Here is a 16620-nt window from a genome sequence, read left to right on the forward strand (position 1 = left end):
TTTTATCACAGTTGTGTGCTGTTGGTGCTAGTGGTAGCATATATAGCTATAAATATCAGGGGATCAAGCAAACATGGATGTGAAATTTGCCCCTGTCATGGCAAATGCAAATAACTTCCCTGTTGCAACAATCAGGGCAACACCGGCATTTTGTGTGACAGATTTTCGTCGGCTTGGGCAGTCGACTGACTTTTCGCAGTGTATCTATACTCGCAATGGCCGAGCCGCTATTGGTCTTGCAGCACAGCAGTTAATGCATAGTAATAAAGCGAATGTAGTTTTATTACCGGCTTATCATTGCCCAGCTTTAGTAGAACCTTTTCTTTGGTTAGGTTACGAGATACGTTTTTATCCAGTTTTACCAGATTTAACTGTAGACGAAGATGTATTTCTGCAATACCTAACCGCTGATGTAACACATTGCCTTGTAGTAAGGTTTTTTGGCTTTCAGCAAAATAATAAACAATTAATAAATTTAGCTGCGCTAGCAGGTAAAGTAATTATTGAAGATTATGCTCATGCCTTAGTGGACTTTTTACAGCAGTTAGAGCAGGTAAATTCAACTGTTGCTGCCCGCATTTGTAGTATTAATAAAATATTACCCACTATTGATGGTGGCTTGTTGTATATGCAACAAGGAATAGGTGTGCAGCCGCAATATTGCAGTTGGTATGAAGAAGCGAAAGGGATCGCATTTCTATTTAAAATTCCGCAGTTTATTCAATATATTAAGTCAAAAGTAAAGAAACCAAGGCAGACACCATCTGTCGCACAAACAGCTGCTCGAACAGTAAATAAACTTACTTACTTTCAGCCTGAAGATCTTAGTTCTGCTAGTTTTCGCCACACAAAAGTAATTTTACAATTAAGTGATTTTAAACACATAAAAGCTAAACGTAGATCTAATTATAATTACCTAGCGCAAGGTTTAGCCAAAAGCCAAGCGGGGCAGTGTTTATATGCATATGCGGAGCTGGAAGCACCTTATGTTCTCCCATTTTTACTGAATGATGCGGCTGATTTTCAACATTTAAGGTTGAAGAAAATTCAAGTGTTACGCTGGGAAGAAGTTGCTTATGGGCAATGCCAAGTGAGTGAAGATTATCGCAGCCGACTTATTCAATTACCTTGTCATCATAAATTAAAACAAGCAGAGCTTGATTATATTATTGATGCCGTTCAAAACCTGGTGAAAAAAAATGAAAGCTAGAGCGTATGCTATAACAGATTTTAAACAATACACTACTGATTGGGACAAGTTAAATCAACAAACCCATAATCAGGCTATTCTTACTGTTGATTTTATTCAATGTTTAATTTCTCATTATTTTTTAGGTACTGAACAGTTAGTTATTGTTAAAGAGTCTACTAATATTATATTTATGGGTTTTTTTCAGCGAGTGGGCTTTGGCCGTTGGCAAACTGTTATGCCTTCTCAAGCACCATTAGGCTTATGGCTAAGTGCTAATGGCAGTGTAGATGAAAAGCTATTAGCAAAAATCGCCTCTGTTTTACCTGGTATTATTTTGCAAATAGACCTACTGCAAGCCGATTCGCGTTATTTAACGGTAGGGCCTAATATTTATCAGCAACATTATATTGAAACGGGTAATAAGCCGATACCTAGTCATTATGATGATTTTTTTAAAACTATAGGTAAAAACTTACGGCAAAATTGTAACAAAGCCTATAATAGAGCTGAGCGTGAAGGTGAAAGTTTTAGTACTGAAGTATTAACCAGTAGTGAAGCTGTTTTAGCTGGCGTGATTAAATATGGTGATATCGAAAGTAATAGCTGGAAAGCCGAACAAGGTACTGCTATTAGCGCTACAAATAGTCAAGGTAAGTTTTATCAAACTATGATGACTAGGCTAGCGCAGCGCAATAAGGCTTGTGTATGGTACTTTTTAGTCTCTGGACAAGTAGCGGCTGTTGATCTTTGTGTTAGCCATAACGGTAATTTAATTATTTTAAAAACTACATTTGACGAACAGTTTGCTCAGTATTCACCCGCGTTATTATTAAAAATGCAGATGCTTAAACACTATGCCGAACATCCTGAATTAGCTATAAAAAATATAGAGTTTTATGGCAAGGCTATGGACTGGCACAAACGTTTAAATTCTGAGCTTAGACCAATAGTACATTTAAGTTGGCAACGAAATAGGCTGTTGCGGTGGTTAGTAAAACAACGGCGCGATAAAAATAAAGTAGAGAGCTAATTGTCATGAATAAAGTAGCCGTTATTATTCCTTACTTTCAACGTAAAGCCGGATTATTAACCGCGGCTATCACAAGTATTAGACAACAAATAGCTTTTGCACGTATTCAACAAATTATTATTATTGATGACAGCTCGCCACGCAAAGCTGTTTTAGATCTTGAGCCTTTTTTATTTGATCCAGAATTACAAACTAAATTACAACTAGTCGAGCAGGTTAATACCGGTGTTTCAGCTGCCCGTAATGCGGGCTTAGACTTAGTTGCTAATGATGTTGAATACGTTGCGTTTCTTGATCCTGACGACGTATGGTTAGAAACGCATTTATCTTCAGCTTTAGCCGCGTTAGACAAAAATAGCGACTTTCACTTTGCTAACTTTACTCATATTGGCCAAAGTATTGGGGCATTTGAGCGGACAAAATTTTTTCAAATAACCGAACATAAATTGTTGTTAAAACCTGATATATATCAATATTGCACTGATATGGTCCGGCAAATTACCACCGTTAATATTATTGGTACTTCTACAGTAGTGTATCGTTTTAGTTTGGCTAAGAAAGTTAGATTTGAACGCCAATTTACTTTTGCTGGTGAAGATTATTTAATGTGGTTAGCACTTATTGCCTGTTGTTTTAAGATTAGCTTTACATCTAGTATTACCGCTCACTATGGTGAAGGGGTTAATTTATTCTCTGGAGCAATATGGGGCAGCAGGCATATGTGTGTGCGTTTATTAGATGAAATAAATTATCGTAGCTACATTTTAAATAATATTGCTCTAGAGCGGGATAATCAATTAATGATTAAACAAGTGATAGCTGCTAATCGTAAAGCTTATATAGGCAATGTTATGTCGATGCTAAAAAGGTTTAAACTCAATATAATTTGGTTAGTTTTACAACAGCTTTGGTTAAATAATGATTTTAGAAAAGTAATGTTGAATAAATAGCACTTAATTTTTCAATTGAATACTTAACAACCTAGCGTGAAATTTAAAGGCAGTTTTATCCCAAGGTGTAAAACGCTTTAATTTAAATTCAGATGTAAGCTTAGAAGAAACACCCCAATTAGTTGCTACCGCAGTTTTAAAGCCTAGCTCTTGCACACAGTTTACTGTTTCTTGATCAAAATCTATGTTTTCTACCCCATTTGGATAAGCAAAATGCTCTACTGCTTTACCAATCCATTGCTCTAATTCTTGCTTTGATTGAGCAATTTCTTGGCGTTGTTTTGCAACAGGTAATATTTTTAAAATAGGGTGGTTTACCGTATGAGCGCCAATAGTAATGCCTTTATCGGCAAGCTGTTTAACTTGCTTGGGTGACATCATTAATGGCGTTTGCTCGGTGCAGTTATTTTGCTGGTAGAATTTATCAATTAAAGCGATACGTTCTGTTGGTGGTAAGTATTTAAGCTGCTTAAGCCACTGCTGAGCTTGTTCACGTCTATCCGCCCAGTCAGTTAATGTTAGTGTGGTTTCATTTAAAACAAGCTGTTGCCGCTTAGGATCAGAGAATAAATAGAGTAAACGATCGTTCCACATATTTGTGCCGTGGCTAAATGCGGTCGCAACATAAACCGTTGCCGGAATAGCGTATTTAGCCAGTATGGGCTGAGCAACGGTAAGGTTATTAAGGTAGCCATCATCAAAAGTGACGCAGATAGCATTAGCAGGCAAAGTGCCGGCTTTTAAGTGGTTTAGACCTTCACCTAAAGATAATGGCGTAAAGTAGCGTTTTATTAAGCGCATTTGCCAATCAAAAATATCTGCTGTTGGCTCTGTTGGTCGCATGGGATCTTTGCTTGCCAATACTTGATGGTAAATTAAGATGCTTAATTTATTTTTGCTAAATAAACGACCAAACAGAGCAATAAGACTATGCATGAGTTGTCGCTTCATCTTGTTGTAACCATAGCTCAAGTACAACCAGTAACCAGATCAACTCACCATAATAATTAGTATGCTGTTGTTGATGTGCAGCTATAACTTGTTCAATTAAGCTATCGTTGACAATTTTACGCTTTTTAAAGGCATGCAAGGTATCTAATGCTATAGTTTTAAGTCGTTCATTTTGTTGTAGCCATACGCCAAAGGGTAAACCAAAGCCTTGTTTTTCTTTGCTTAGAGTTTCATCAGCTAAAAACCCTTTACAGCTTTGCTTATAAAAGTCACGTAACTTAGTACCCGGTAACTTAATATCAGCGGGTACTAAGCAGCTAAAGTCGACTAAGTCTTTATCTAACAAAGGAAATTCGACATTAATATTGGCCAATTCACACATTTTGCGAACTTTAACTAAGTCGTTATCAGCGAGTGTAAATTTCCAATCTAAAAACAACATCGCATCTGTAGGGTGCTGGCTTGTACATTCTTTATAGCGTTGCACTAATTGTTGCTCGGGCTGCTTAAGATCTATGCCAGTTAAGAAATCGGCCGTAAAAATGGCATTGGCACCTAATTGATTAATAAAATTATGGGTTTGCAGTCGCAAGGGCAGTCCGGTTCTAGCTTGGCTAATGTAACTAGCTGCTTTTTGTGTGCCAGGAATATTTGCCAAAAAGCTATCATGAAAGATGGCTTTAAGTAGCGCTTGTATCGGGCTAGGTAGTTTTAAATAAGGTGTAAATACTTTTTGTCTAGCATAACGGCTATTACCTGCAAAAAGCTCATCGCCGCCGTCGCCGGCTAATAATGTTTCTATACCTTGCTTTTTAGCATCTTGAGCACAAAAGTAAGCCGCCATGGCTGAAGAATTGCCAAAAGGTTCGTCAAAATACTGGGCAACTTTTACAAAAGCTTCAGCAGCTTGTTCAGGTTTTAAATAAAGAACTTGGTGTTGGGTATTAAAATGTTTAGCCGTAATTAGGGCATAAGGGGTTTCGTCATAGCCTTTAGCTTCAAAACCCACAGAGAAAGTGCGAGCAGGTGTTTGATGTTTGGCTAGCATACCAGCAACGGTAGAGCTGTCTAAACCACCGCTTAAAAAAGCAGCTACGTTGTCGCCAGTGTGCTTCTTAACAGCTTGCTCTATGGTATTAATGCACTGTTTATGCAATGTTTTATCGTTAGTTTGTTGAGTAAACTCAGGGCTGTATAGCAGTTGCGTGCTAAATTTTAGTTGCTGATTTAAATACACGGCTTTAGCCGGCTCTAGTTTAGCAGCTTGCTGATAAATAGTTGTTGGAGCTGGAATACAATGAAAATACAAGTAGTTATAAATTGCTTGTTTGGAAATTGTTAGAGTAATAGGTAGCCGTTTTAATTGCTTTAAATGGCTACTGATATAAAGGGTGTTATTTTCAAGGCTATAAAAACAAGGCTCTATACCCATAATATCATTAACTAAAAATGCTGTTTGTTTGCCTCCGATAATTGCTAACCAGAAGCGGCCGCTTAAACGTTGATAAAAAGTTTGGTCATCGCTACTTGCTAGATACTGTTGCAATAAAAACTCAGCCGAGCAGACTTTATGCTCAAATAGTATAGTGCCCTTGAAGGCTATAGCAGTTTCTTGTTGCTGATAATGCTGAATATCAGTGCCAGCGATCACTAATTTAAGATTGTCTTTAGTATCTAGTGTTATCGTGTTTTCCATGGCGTTTGCCTCCCACAAAATATAAGTATCGACTTTAACCCTGTTATACTCTACTTATTTTGAGTAACAAGTTCCTGAGGCTTTTAGCCTGATGCACACGAGAGAAGGTGGCAATTTTTTCTTTTGGTAAAAACTCATATTGGTTGTTTTGTAACTTTGTTAATAAAGCTTTAATGGCGGTACATATTTGCTCTGAATTATTTAATGGAGCTAACTCAGCAACTTGGGACTGCAAGATTAAGTTGGCTGTATCACCTTTTGCATCCGTTAAAGCTAAGATAGGTTTTTGTGCGCGAATATATTCATAAGCTTTAGCCGGAGTTTGATAATTACAATTGCTAGCTTGCATAAGTAGCAAGGCATCTGCATTTAACATTTCTTCTAAGGCTTTAACGTAACTTAAGGCTGGCGCCAGAGTGATAATATCATTTATACCTAATTCTTGCAGTACTGGTTTAAATAACCCATCGTGCCCAGTACTTCGCAGTATAATGCTTAATTTATTGCTTAGGTTTGGTTCTTGTCGCTTTAAAGAAGCAATAGCATTAAAAAATGGAATAGGATCACGTTCCGACGGATAAATAGTGCCGCTATGCAGTAATGTGACTTTATCATCAGCTATGGCAGATTGACTAGATGTTACCTGTTCAAATAGTGCTTCATCATAACCATTAGGCAACACTTGCCAAACATCAGTAGCTACTTCAGGGTAACGTTGTTGGTAGAGCTTTAGTGCACCAGGGCTGGTGAAGATGATATGCCGGCAGTGTTTGGCGGCTTTTTTTTCTATCCAGCTAAATAGCTTTCTTACTCTAGGATTGGCAGGATAGTCTTTTTGCAACATAGGATCACGAAAGTCAGCAATCCATGGGATCCCAGTTAATTTATGGATAAAATAGGCGATGAAATGAGCAGAAGCGATAGGGTAGGTACTAATAATAACATCGGGCTGATATTTTTTTGCGTAGCGCCAACCGCGCAAAAAACCACCCAAAATCCAGCTTTGCCATCTATCTGGTAAAGCCATCCAGCCAATGTATTTATTTTTGAAAGAAAAATGTTTTGCCGTATCTCTGGCATAACAGCGCAGTACATTAACTTCAGCCGGTATTAGGGCTAAGTTTTTGTCATCACATTGGCTGTAAGCTTTGGTAGATGCAGTAAGTACCGTCACATTGTCGCCTTGCTCGGCAAAGTAACGAGTAAAGGCTAATGTACGGTGGACACCACTACTCATTTGTATTGGTGGAAAATGAAATGCTATATATAAAATACGTTTAGACACAAACTTTCCATGTTCGCGATAAGTGATGCTATATTAAAACGTTTTGAACATGTTAATGCAACTGCTGTCTTTATTAAAATTAAAGTAACGTTGACTTCAAGCCTAAAACAACTAAAATTGGCTAGCAGCACTTATCCTGTTTATGCTCTTCAAATTATTGCTAATTAGCTTGCAATGTAAAGGATTACATCAAATGACTTGCTTATATAAATTAAAAACAATACTACTTTTAGTTGTTGTTTTTACTTCTTTCAGTGCTTTTGCTAATAGATACAATAATAGCACTTGTGGCATTATTCCTGGGCAGAAATTAACAAATGCCTATGGTCCTTATGATGCAACTAACCCAGCCCATGCTAGTAAGTTGCCAATAGTTTTAGGTGCACACTTTACACGTGATGTTGAGCGATTAGTGAGCGGAATAAGTGGACCAGTAATGGGTGATATAGACTATACCCTAAGAGCTATACCTAATTATCATCGAGCGTTAGCTGCTATGGCAAAATATCAGCGGCGAGAAAAAGTAAAACTAAAAGAGCGTGATAGATACTACACTGCAGATTGCTACTTTCAGCGGGCTATCTATTTTCAACCAGCAGATGCAACAACTCGCATGTTGTTTGCTATGCATATGCATTTAACCGGCCGCTTAAATGAAGCAGCAGAGCAATATCAGTTGGGAATAATGGTAGACCCAGACTACCCTGAAATGCTTTATAACTATGGTTTATTATTGTTTGATTTAAAGCGCTTTACCGAGGCACAGCAAATAGCAACTAAAGCTTATGCTGCAGGCTTTCCGTTACAAGGCTTAAAAGACAAACTTAAAAACGCCGGATATAGCATTGAAAGCGTAAATTGATTTACTTACTTATCAGGCGGCATCAAGGGTTGATAACTCAGTTATCTTTCTGCCATGCCGTCCAAATAAAAATCGCTAAAACTAAACACTATCAATTAACGTATACCGTAAATCTACTCTGTGTACTGTTATTAATACGAGTAGGATAAGATGGCTTTACCTAATATTTCAGGCAAGATAATCTCTGGCAGTTTTTGGATGATTTTAATGCGTTGGTCATCAAGACTGCTTGGTATAGCCTCGGTGATAATTTTAGCTAGGATCCTGGTGCCCGAAGACTATGGTTTAGTGGCACAAGCGGTTTTGTTTTCCAGTTTACTTGAGTTAATTACCCAGTTTGGCTTTTATATTGCAATTATTAGAAATAAAAACTCTTCTGTAGCTGAATATAATACGGTTTGGACTTTAAGTGTATTAAGAGGGTTAATCCTCGCTTTAGTTGTCTGCTTAAGCGCAACCTTTATTGCTGATTTCTTTTCTGAACCCCGAATTTATCCGCTTATGTTTGTGTATGCCTTAGTTATTTTTATTAATGGCTTAATGAATGTAGGGGTAGTCGACTTTCAAAAATATATGCAATTTGATAAGGACTTTCGGTTAAATATTAGCTCTCGGTTAACCGGTTTTATTGTCACTATGGTTATTGCGATAATTTATAAAAGTTATTGGGCTTTTCCATTGGGATCGTTAGCAGGAGCCATGGTAAAAGTTATTGTTAGCTACACTATGTCTGCATTTAGGCCCAGATTTACCTTATCTGACTTTAGTAATATTTTTAACTTTTCTAAATGGTTTTTTATTTACGAATCTTTAAATGCTTTTTCCACTAAGCTTGATACCTTTTTGTTAAGTAAATTTTCTTCTACAGAAGCGTTAGGCTTGTATACCGTATCTAATGAAATATCTGCCATGCCATCAACAGAAGTTGCTATGCCAGTAGCTAGAGCATCTTTACCTGCATTAGCACAGTATGCCGATAATTTAGCTGAGTTTCGTAAACTCTATACTCAGGTGCTGGTATCCGTTTTGTTTATAGCTATACCCGCTAGTGTTGGCATAAGTGTTTTAGCCGACTATATAGTCGCTTTAGCTTTAGGGAGTAATTGGAGCGATGCAGCTATTTATATCAAAATTTTAGCTTTTCTTGGTATTACCAAAGTGAATGTTTCTTGCGCTGTAGCTGCGTTAGCAGCAGTGGGTAGGGCAAATATGCTTGGTCAATATTCTGCAATAATGTTTGCTATTCGGCTTGTTACTATGACCGCAGGCGTTCTGTTATACGATGCCATAGGTTTAGCTTATGGTGCTTTAATAGCAAGTTTCATCGGCATGTTACTGATCCATCATTTACAACAGAAAATTCAATTAATATCTTTCAGTGGTATGTTTAAAGGTTTATGGCGAGTTATTGTTTCTGCTGGCATTATGTGGCTAGTTTTGTATTTTCTTTGTCAGCAAATAGCTCAAATTATACCTAACCTAAGCGTAGCTTTAGTGACTATAGGTCTTGTTTTGTTAGGCGGCCTTATTTATATGTTATCGCTAGTAAGCCTTTGTAGCATTATGGATTGGCCCGAAGGGCCAGAAAAAAGCTACTTTATGACAATTAAAAAAGCTTTTGCTCGCTAGTAAAACTTGATATATATCTGGCGAGAGCTGAACTTTATAAGTTTAATTTGGACTTATAAAGTTCATCCTGAATAGCTTGTTATCAAATAACTTAAGTTGTTTGTTTAGTATTTTGCAAAACAAGTGCATCTATTCTTAAACCAACAACAGTAATAAGTGCATAAAGTGCAAAGGCTAAATCAAAATAGGCTAGGCTAACGTTACCGCCGGTAATACCATAGCCAATTAATGAAAGGTAAAGTGCAGAGCATAATTCTACCCCCCATAAGTTTTTTTCTTTACGCATTCGTTTTAAAATTTTTCTACTGGTAGCGTAAGAGCGATACATAATAAGCAAAAAAATAAACAGTCCTGCAAAACCATGATCACCAAGCACTTGGAAATAGATATTATGGGCAGCCTTGGGTATTTCATTCGGAGGAATGCTAGGTGTTTCAACCGGGCCATAAGTAGGGGTGTAAGGCGCATAACTGTGCCATAAAATAGGATCGGTAACCGCCCTGAAGCCACCACCAGTTAAAGGGTCATCACGTGCTATCATGGTTGATATTTTCCAGGCCCATAATCTACCGATAAATGAGCCGTCTTCTGTTGCTGTTTGGATGGTACTTTGTCTGTCCTGCCACTCTTCAGGTGCTTTGTTATAGAGTACTGGCAAACAGATTAAGGCCATTAAAGCCCAAGTTATTTTATGGCGAGACTTTAACCAGAAAAATAGTGCTAAAATAGTTAAGCCAATAAAGCCGCCGCGAGATCCTGTGCCGACTATTGAGATTACATTTAATGTTAGCAATGCCAATAAACCATACTTTATAAGTTTGTTTTCAGTGGTGTTTTTAAGGTAAATAATAAATGGAATGCACATATTTATCGCAACCGCTAAATCATTACGATCTATTAAAATACCCGAACGTCCAGTTATCTGATGGCTACCTGCTGATAATAAGTACTTAACCGCCTCCATTCCTGCATAAGAAGAAACTGATAGTACTATGGCCCAAATAATGGCATCAAGATGCAGTCGTTTTTGTACAGTTAACACAATAAAGAAAAAGAGCAGTGCGACTTTTATAAACTCAAAGAAAATGCTCCAAACATAGGAAGAACTGGCGCTATTATTAAAAATGGTCGTAATTAAGGTCCAGAAGCAGAATAAAATAACTAAAGTACCAATACCTCCCAAACGGAAAGATTTATTTTTTTGCACAAACAGATAAGCTAAAAAGGTAACTAATACGATAGTGAGATTTAAACGAAAGCTTTGTGAAAAACCAAAAGCCCAAGCTGCAGGTGCTGTCAGCGCTATCCATACCCAAGCGGCAACACCAAGGTAAGGACGCTTAAATGAGTAATAAATAGTTATTAATAAAAACAATACCAGTAATAAATCACGCATTAGGATTTGTCCTGCTTATCTGCCCAATAAAATAAAAAACATACGGCACCGATGGACATTAACAAATATAAACTATCTATCATGCTACAACCTTGCTAATAACATAACGAAACTTGCCTGATTTCTCTGCAGCAATAGTATCGACTTGCTGGATGGCAATTTGCACGTCTTGGCCTAATCGGGCTTTGAAACCAGTTATTATTTTAGAGTTAACTTCATCAGGCAATGCACCTTGTGGCCAAACAACCTGAACTTGGGTAAGCGCTAAACTTTGTTGCTCGATGCGAAAAGCTTCTACGCCCGGTATTTCTCGTAAAATATAGATTAAAGACAAGCCATGCATCATAGTGCCATCGCTTGCGACGACAAAGTCGGTACTACGACCTTCAATGGCCTCTAAAACCGGTAAACCGCGACCGCACGAGCAGGGTTTTGTTGCTAAGGTACCAATATCGCCAGTGCGGTAACGAATAAATGGAAACTCTGAGGTAGCTAAATGAGTGACGACAATTTCACCCGATTGGCCATTAGGTAAAACCTGACCATTAGGATCAATAATTTCTACAATAATATCTTCGTAGGATAAATGCATGCTGCCATGAGGGCATTCATGGGCAATAAAGCCAGCATCTCGGCCACCATAACCATTAGCGACAGGGGCAGCAAAGACTTCAGATATCAGCTCACGTTGATAGGGGTATAAGCGCTCTGAGGTAACAAAAATAACTTTTATGCCCAAAGCCGACATATCAATATTATGCTGCTTAGCGGTTTTGGCTAAAAGATGGTAAACCGAGGGGTAACCAAACAGCATTTTAGGCTTGATTTTTTTAATGGTATTTAAAAAGCCCAGTAGCTTTTGCTCTGTCATATCAAAAGCGGGGATCAGTGTTGAGCGAAATAATTTATCACGCCAAATACGCACTTTATCTTGGGCATTTAATTCTATAGGTGAGCCCCATGCCACTATTTCTTTATCGCCAATATCCACTCCCCACCAACGGGTAGCTCGCCATTTTTGAGCAACATCATAAGAGACACGTTCATTGCCTAACAAAAATATAAGCGGTTGGCCGCTTGAGCCGCCAGTGTTAAAGCGCTTTAGCGCTGTTGCGTTATTCGCTTTGAGCGCAGCGAAGTTTTCGCTAATCACAGGCTTGGTTAAAAATGGCAATTGGCTCAGATCACTAGGATGCTTAAAGTGCTCAGGCGTTAAACTGTGTTGCTGCATAAGTTGGCGATAATAAGGCACATTTTGGTATACCTTGGCCATAAAACGATGCAGTTTATCTGCTTGTTGCTGCGCTAATGAGGCAGCGTCTTGCCACTGGCTTTGCTCAAGCTGTTTAAATACCGCAAGGGTCGTATGTTTTTTAAGCTTTTCTTGCAAAGGGAAAATACACTTGGCAATAAAAGCGGTATACCATGATGCCATTAGTTTATTCCTTTACCCGTTATTGCTCGCTGGTATTGCTCTAGCAATACCTTACTAACATTAGACCAATGAAACCTGCTACTACTGGCTAAACCATTAGTAATAAGTTGTTGTTTAAGCTCGGGGTTATTAAGTAAGCGCTTGAGCTGTTGAAAAATAAGCTCTGGCTGCTTTGGCGCTGTTAATAAGGCATCATATTCATGCTTAACCAATAATGGGATCCCACCAACATTACTGCTAATAATTGCAACGCCTGATGCCATAGCCTCTATTAATGAGTTTGGACTATTATCAACTAAACTTGTATTTAGCATAATATCGGCACTTTGGTATAAGGCTGCCATATCATTGCGGTTTAAACGGCCGACAAAGTTTACTGCAGTATCAAGTTGCAACTCTGTCACTAGCTGTTGGAGCTGCGCTAACTCAGGACCTTCGCCAGCTATTGTTAATTTAGCATCAGAGTGAGACTGTAAAATAAGGGCAAAAGCACGGATCGCCGTGGCCACATCATAAATAGCTTCTAGGTTTCGGGTAACGATTATATGCAACTGCGTCGAGTTAACCTGTTTTTTTGTTGGTTTAAATAACTCTGTATCTAAAGTGTTGGCAACTATAGTGCTAGCTTGTTTAAACTGACTAAATACTTGTTGTAAATACACTGAAGGAACAATAACGCCAGCACTTTGCTTTAGAGAAGCAGATACAAGGGGCCAAGAGCGGCTAAAAAAATCGAAGGCATGGCCACCACGATAGTTAACTAAAATAGGTTTGCTGCGTAATTTAGCTATCCAAATAGCAGGTGCGGCAAACAAATGCCAAGACCAGCCAGAATTTGCCATTAAATGCACTACATCTACTTTGCTGTAGCCTCGAAATAACGACAAGCAATATTGCGGTAGACGAAATAGGGCCCTAATGCCTGGGAGCTTACCGATAAAGGCCGGTTTATAGTCAGGGTTTACTTCGATAAAATAAACGTACGCACCACTAGATTCCAGCAGCTGCTTTAATTGTGCCGTTTGATTGGCCATACCACCAGCAGGCGGCGCCTTAGGTCCAACTAAGGCGACCTTAATAGAGCTAAAATCAGCGCTCATTACGCAATGACTCGTAAATGGGTTGATAATGCGCAACACTGAGCTGCCAAGTACGTTGCTCGTTAACAAAAGCTAAGCCATTTTGTTTAATTTCGTCTTGTGAAGGCAACTGTTGTAAATGTTTAATCGCTTGATTGGCTAAATCTTGAATATTATCTTTTTGGAATAACCAGCCGGTTTGGCCATGTTCTATTAATTCGTTATGTCCGCCAACATCTGAGGCTAGCTGTGTCATTCCCTGAGCCATAGCTTCAAGCGGCTTTAATGGTGTTACTAGTTCTGTTAGTCGCATAGATTTTCGTGGATAAACCAGTAAGTCTACTAGGCTGTAATATTGATTAACTTCAGCATGAGGTACACGCCCTGGCATAATAACACTGTCTGCTAAGTCTAGTTGTTGAGTTAAGCCCTCTAAAGCCGCTTGTTGTGGGCCGCCGCCTACTAATAACAAACAGGCATGGGGCAGCTTTTTATGAATTATAGGTAAGGCTTTAATAAGTAAGTCTAAGCCTTCATAAGCATAAAAAGAGCCTAAAAAACCTAACACCTGTTTATTCTCTAAATTGTATTTAGCTAATAATATAGGATCTTTATGCTCAATAACCTGAAACTGCTTAGGGTTAACCGCATTTGGGATCACCGTAATTTTTGACTCGGCTATGCCTCTACTCAGTAAATCTTGGCGTAAACCTTCACAGATAGTAGTTACTGCATTTGCCTTTTTAACTACGTAAGTTTCAAGTTTTTTAGTTAAGGTGTATCGTAAGTCATGCTCTTTGCAGCTGCCATGATCAACCGCAGCATCTTCCCAAAATGCCCTTATTTCATACACTACTGGTAGTTTGCATTTCTTAGCGGCTAATAATGCAGCTAAGCCATTTAGAGCAGGAGAGTGAGCATGAATAACATCGGCCTTCTCTTTTGAAACCACCTCTAAAATACGTTTTTTAAGCGCTAATACCGTAGCGATTTCCTTTAACACCGGTAGTTGCCAAAATTTAGCTAGCCAAGGCTTAGTGCGGTAAAATAAAAAGTCTTCAGCTTGCTCGGTTTCATTGGTATTATCAGGATGCTTGGGGCTAGAGACATGACAAGTACTATAACCTAGTATGCGTTGCTGTTGTAAAATAGCTCTAGAGCGAAAAGTATAGCCGCTATGCAAAGGTAAAGTATGATCGAAGACGTGTAAAATTTTCACTTTTTACTGCCCTCGCTGTAAAAAAGCGGCAAACATCATTAGGGTCCATAAAGCCGCGCTATTATCTTTAAGGCCTTTACTGTGGTCATTCAATAAACGCTTTAATTCATTAGGATCAAAATAGCCGCTATTAAGCATTTCATCAGATAATAGCTTATCTTGTACTCGTTGCTTTAAAGGGCCACGAAACCACTCTTCTAAGGGTACGGCAAAGCCCATTTTATTACGATATAACACGTCTTGCGGTAAATGTGGCTCTAATGATTTTTTTAAGCTGAACTTGCCAATCCCTTGCTCTAAGTTAGCTGCAGATTCAGCCTTAAATGACCACTCAACAAATTTATGATCTAAAAAAGGCACACGAACTTCTAAGGAATGAGCCATAGAGGCACGGTCTACTTTCGTTAAAATATCGCCAACTAAATAGGTTTTCATATCAAGGTATTGCACTTGTTTTAGCGGATCTAAATGTTGCACTTTGTCACGATAGCGATCGAAAACTTGTACCGAGTTATAGCCATTTAATCGTTGTTTAAAAGCCTTTGAAAATAACTTATTACGCTGGTCGGTACGCAGAATTGATATAGAATTATGGTAGGCGGCAACATCATCTAAAGCTAAAGATTGAAAGGTGGTTTTAGCTCTGAATATACGTGGCGCCCAATCTAATTTTGGATATAAAGCACCAAGCGGTGTAAAAATGGCTTTGCGAATAGCAAGTGGCAATATATTTCGTAATTTATGTTCATTTAAATGTAGCTTATAGCGCCGATAACCAGCAAAGAGTTCATCTGCGCCGTCACCACTTAACGCAACCGTAACTTGTTTACGGGCCATTTCACAAACGCGATAAGTTGGAATGGCAGAGCTATCAGCATAAGGTTCGTCATATAAATCAGCAAGTTTGTCTAATAACTCAAAATCATTTTGACTAACAATATTAACTTGATGATTGGTTTTATAGCGATCGGCAACTTGCTGAGCAAACTCTGTTTCATTAAAGGCTTTACTGTCAAAACCGATAGAGCAAGTGTTAACAGGCTTTGTTTGTAAGCCAGCCATTAATGCCACTACTGCGCTTGAATCGACGCCGCCAGATAAGAATGCACCTAAGGGAACTTCAGCCACTAAACGGATATCTATAGCTTCGCGTAAGTTTTCAATTAGCTGTTGTTGAAGTTCAGCTGTGGAGATTGATTTATCCCACTGGGTGGGAATATCCCAGTATTGCTTAGGCTTAGGTAAAGTATTAGTGCCATGTTGTAATAATAAACTATGGCCAGGGGCTAATTTATAGCTATGCTGATAAATGGTATAAGGCTCTGGAATATAGCCAAAACTAAAGTAGTCTTCAACGCTGCTATCTCGCATTGAAGAGTCAAAATCAGGGTGGTTGCGGATAACTTTTAATTCAGAGCCAAAGATAAACTGGCCATCGGGCAATAACGAATAAAAAAGCGGCTTAATACCAAGCCTATCGCGGGCTAAAAATAAACACTGTTTTTTACTATCCCAAATGGCAAAAGCAAACATGCCGCGCAGATGGTCAACGCAATTTTCACCCCATTCCAGCCACGCATTAAGAATAGTTTCAGTGTCGCCTTGAGTGGTGAATTGATAGCCTTTTTCAATTAAGGATTGGCGCAGCTGTTTAAAGTTATAGATTTCACCATTAAAGACAATCCAAGCTTGCTTATTGGCGCTCATCATTGGCTGTGGACTACCCGCTATATCAATAATAGATAAACGCCGGTGAGCTAAACCGATAGTATCAGCATAAAAATAGTCGCCAGCATCTGGCCCACGATGTAATTGGCTATTATTCATTTTTACTAGTACAGATTGAACCGGCGTATCTGTGTTAGCGAGTTGGTAAATCCCTGCAATACCGCACAT

General features: G+C 38.6%; 13 protein-coding genes. 5 read left to right on the forward strand and 8 right to left on the reverse strand.

The window, feature by feature from the left end; all coding sequences use genetic code 11:
• Nucleotides 1-73 precede the first annotated feature (73 nt).
• From RDV63_RS06870 to RDV63_RS06880, 3 genes are read left to right on the forward strand one after another with little or no spacing between them, the layout of a single operon-like run.
• Nucleotides 74-1210, forward strand: a complete 1137-nt coding sequence (locus tag RDV63_RS06870; RefSeq protein WP_313908761.1) for a DegT/DnrJ/EryC1/StrS family aminotransferase — start codon at nt 74-76, stop codon at nt 1208-1210.
• A complete protein-coding gene (locus RDV63_RS06875; RefSeq protein WP_313908762.1) occupies nt 1200-2222 on the forward strand; it encodes a GNAT family N-acetyltransferase in 1023 nt (340 codons plus the stop codon). The genes RDV63_RS06870 and RDV63_RS06875 overlap by 11 nt, the downstream gene beginning before the upstream one ends.
• 5 nt (nt 2223-2227) lie before the next feature.
• On the forward strand, nt 2228-3172 hold the full coding sequence (locus RDV63_RS06880) for a glycosyltransferase family A protein (RefSeq protein ID WP_313908763.1): 945 nt from the start codon (nt 2228-2230) through the stop codon (nt 3170-3172).
• Nucleotides 3173-3175: 3 nt separating this feature from the next.
• Here RDV63_RS06880 and RDV63_RS06885 read toward each other — a convergent pair whose 3' ends face one another.
• Genes RDV63_RS06885 through RDV63_RS06895 form a run of 3 tightly spaced genes read right to left on the reverse strand, consistent with a single transcriptional unit; the run spans nt 3176 to nt 7104 of the window.
• A complete protein-coding gene (locus RDV63_RS06885) occupies nt 3176-4123 on the reverse strand; it encodes a polysaccharide deacetylase family protein (RefSeq protein ID WP_313908764.1) in 948 nt (315 codons plus the stop codon).
• Nucleotides 4101-5819, reverse strand: a complete 1719-nt coding sequence (locus RDV63_RS06890; RefSeq protein WP_313908765.1) for an asparagine synthetase B family protein — start codon at nt 5817-5819, stop codon at nt 4101-4103. Before RDV63_RS06890 ends, RDV63_RS06885 begins: the two co-directional genes overlap by 23 nt.
• Nucleotides 5820-5862: 43 nt before the next feature.
• Entirely contained in the window at nt 5863-7104 is a 1242-nt protein-coding gene (locus RDV63_RS06895) for a glycosyltransferase (protein WP_313908766.1), read from the reverse strand.
• A gap of 193 nt (nt 7105-7297) precedes the next feature.
• On the opposite strand from RDV63_RS06895, the gene RDV63_RS06900 reads away from it, so the two are divergent.
• Entirely contained in the window at nt 7298-7966 is a 669-nt protein-coding gene (locus RDV63_RS06900; protein WP_313908767.1) for a hypothetical protein, read from the forward strand.
• A gap of 150 nt (nt 7967-8116) precedes the next feature.
• Nucleotides 8117-9595, forward strand: a complete 1479-nt coding sequence (locus RDV63_RS06905) for a lipopolysaccharide biosynthesis protein (RefSeq protein ID WP_313908768.1) — start codon at nt 8117-8119, stop codon at nt 9593-9595.
• Between the two features lie 91 nt (nt 9596-9686).
• Here RDV63_RS06905 and RDV63_RS06910 read toward each other — a convergent pair whose 3' ends face one another.
• The 5 genes from RDV63_RS06910 to RDV63_RS06930 form a co-directional block, all read right to left on the reverse strand.
• Entirely contained in the window at nt 9687-10991 is a 1305-nt protein-coding gene (locus RDV63_RS06910; RefSeq protein WP_313908769.1) for a putative O-glycosylation ligase, exosortase A system-associated, read from the reverse strand.
• 79 nt (nt 10992-11070) lie between these two features.
• Complete coding sequence (locus RDV63_RS06915) at nt 11071-12426, reverse strand: phenylacetate--CoA ligase family protein (RefSeq protein WP_313908770.1); 1356 nt, start codon at nt 12424-12426, stop codon at nt 11071-11073.
• Nucleotides 12426-13526, reverse strand: coding sequence for a glycosyltransferase family 4 protein (locus tag RDV63_RS06920; RefSeq protein WP_313908771.1), 1101 nt, complete (start codon nt 13524-13526; stop codon nt 12426-12428). The genes RDV63_RS06915 and RDV63_RS06920 overlap by 1 nt, the downstream gene beginning before the upstream one ends.
• Entirely contained in the window at nt 13516-14724 is a 1209-nt protein-coding gene (locus tag RDV63_RS06925; protein ID WP_313908772.1) for a TIGR04063 family PEP-CTERM/XrtA system glycosyltransferase, read from the reverse strand. Before RDV63_RS06925 ends, RDV63_RS06920 begins: the two co-directional genes overlap by 11 nt.
• Nucleotides 14725-14727: 3 nt before the next feature.
• Nucleotides 14728-16620: an XrtA/PEP-CTERM system amidotransferase gene (locus tag RDV63_RS06930; RefSeq protein WP_313908773.1), complete on the reverse strand. Its 1893-nt coding sequence runs from the start codon at nt 16618-16620 to the stop codon at nt 14728-14730.

It is taken from the genome of Rheinheimera sp. MMS21-TC3 (assembly GCF_032229285.1).
In the GTDB taxonomy this organism is placed as follows: domain Bacteria; phylum Pseudomonadota; class Gammaproteobacteria; order Enterobacterales; family Alteromonadaceae; genus Alishewanella.

Bases quoted from the DNA above. Each gene is read 5' to 3' on its own strand.
- RDV63_RS06870 (WP_313908761.1), top strand. From the start codon at position 74: ATGGATGTGAAATTTGCCCCTGTCATGGCAAATGCAAATAACTTCCCT.
- RDV63_RS06875 (WP_313908762.1), top strand. From the start codon at position 1,200: ATGAAAGCTAGAGCGTATGCTATAACAGATTTTAAACAATACACTACT.
- RDV63_RS06880 (WP_313908763.1), top strand. From the start codon at position 2,228: ATGAATAAAGTAGCCGTTATTATTCCTTACTTTCAACGTAAAGCCGGA.
- RDV63_RS06885 (WP_313908764.1), bottom strand. From the start codon at position 4,123: ATGAAGCGACAACTCATGCATAGTCTTATTGCTCTGTTTGGTCGTTTA.
- RDV63_RS06890 (WP_313908765.1), bottom strand. From the start codon at position 5,819: ATGGAAAACACGATAACACTAGATACTAAAGACAATCTTAAATTAGTG.
- RDV63_RS06900 (WP_313908767.1), top strand. From the start codon at position 7,298: ATGACTTGCTTATATAAATTAAAAACAATACTACTTTTAGTTGTTGTT.
- RDV63_RS06905 (WP_313908768.1), top strand. From the start codon at position 8,117: ATGGCTTTACCTAATATTTCAGGCAAGATAATCTCTGGCAGTTTTTGG.
- RDV63_RS06910 (WP_313908769.1), bottom strand. From the start codon at position 10,991: ATGCGTGATTTATTACTGGTATTGTTTTTATTAATAACTATTTATTAC.
- RDV63_RS06915 (WP_313908770.1), bottom strand. From the start codon at position 12,426: ATGGCATCATGGTATACCGCTTTTATTGCCAAGTGTATTTTCCCTTTG.
- RDV63_RS06920 (WP_313908771.1), bottom strand. From the start codon at position 13,526: ATGAGCGCTGATTTTAGCTCTATTAAGGTCGCCTTAGTTGGACCTAAG.
- RDV63_RS06930 (WP_313908773.1), bottom strand. From the start codon at position 16,620: ATGTGCGGTATTGCAGGGATTTACCAACTCGCTAACACAGATACGCCG.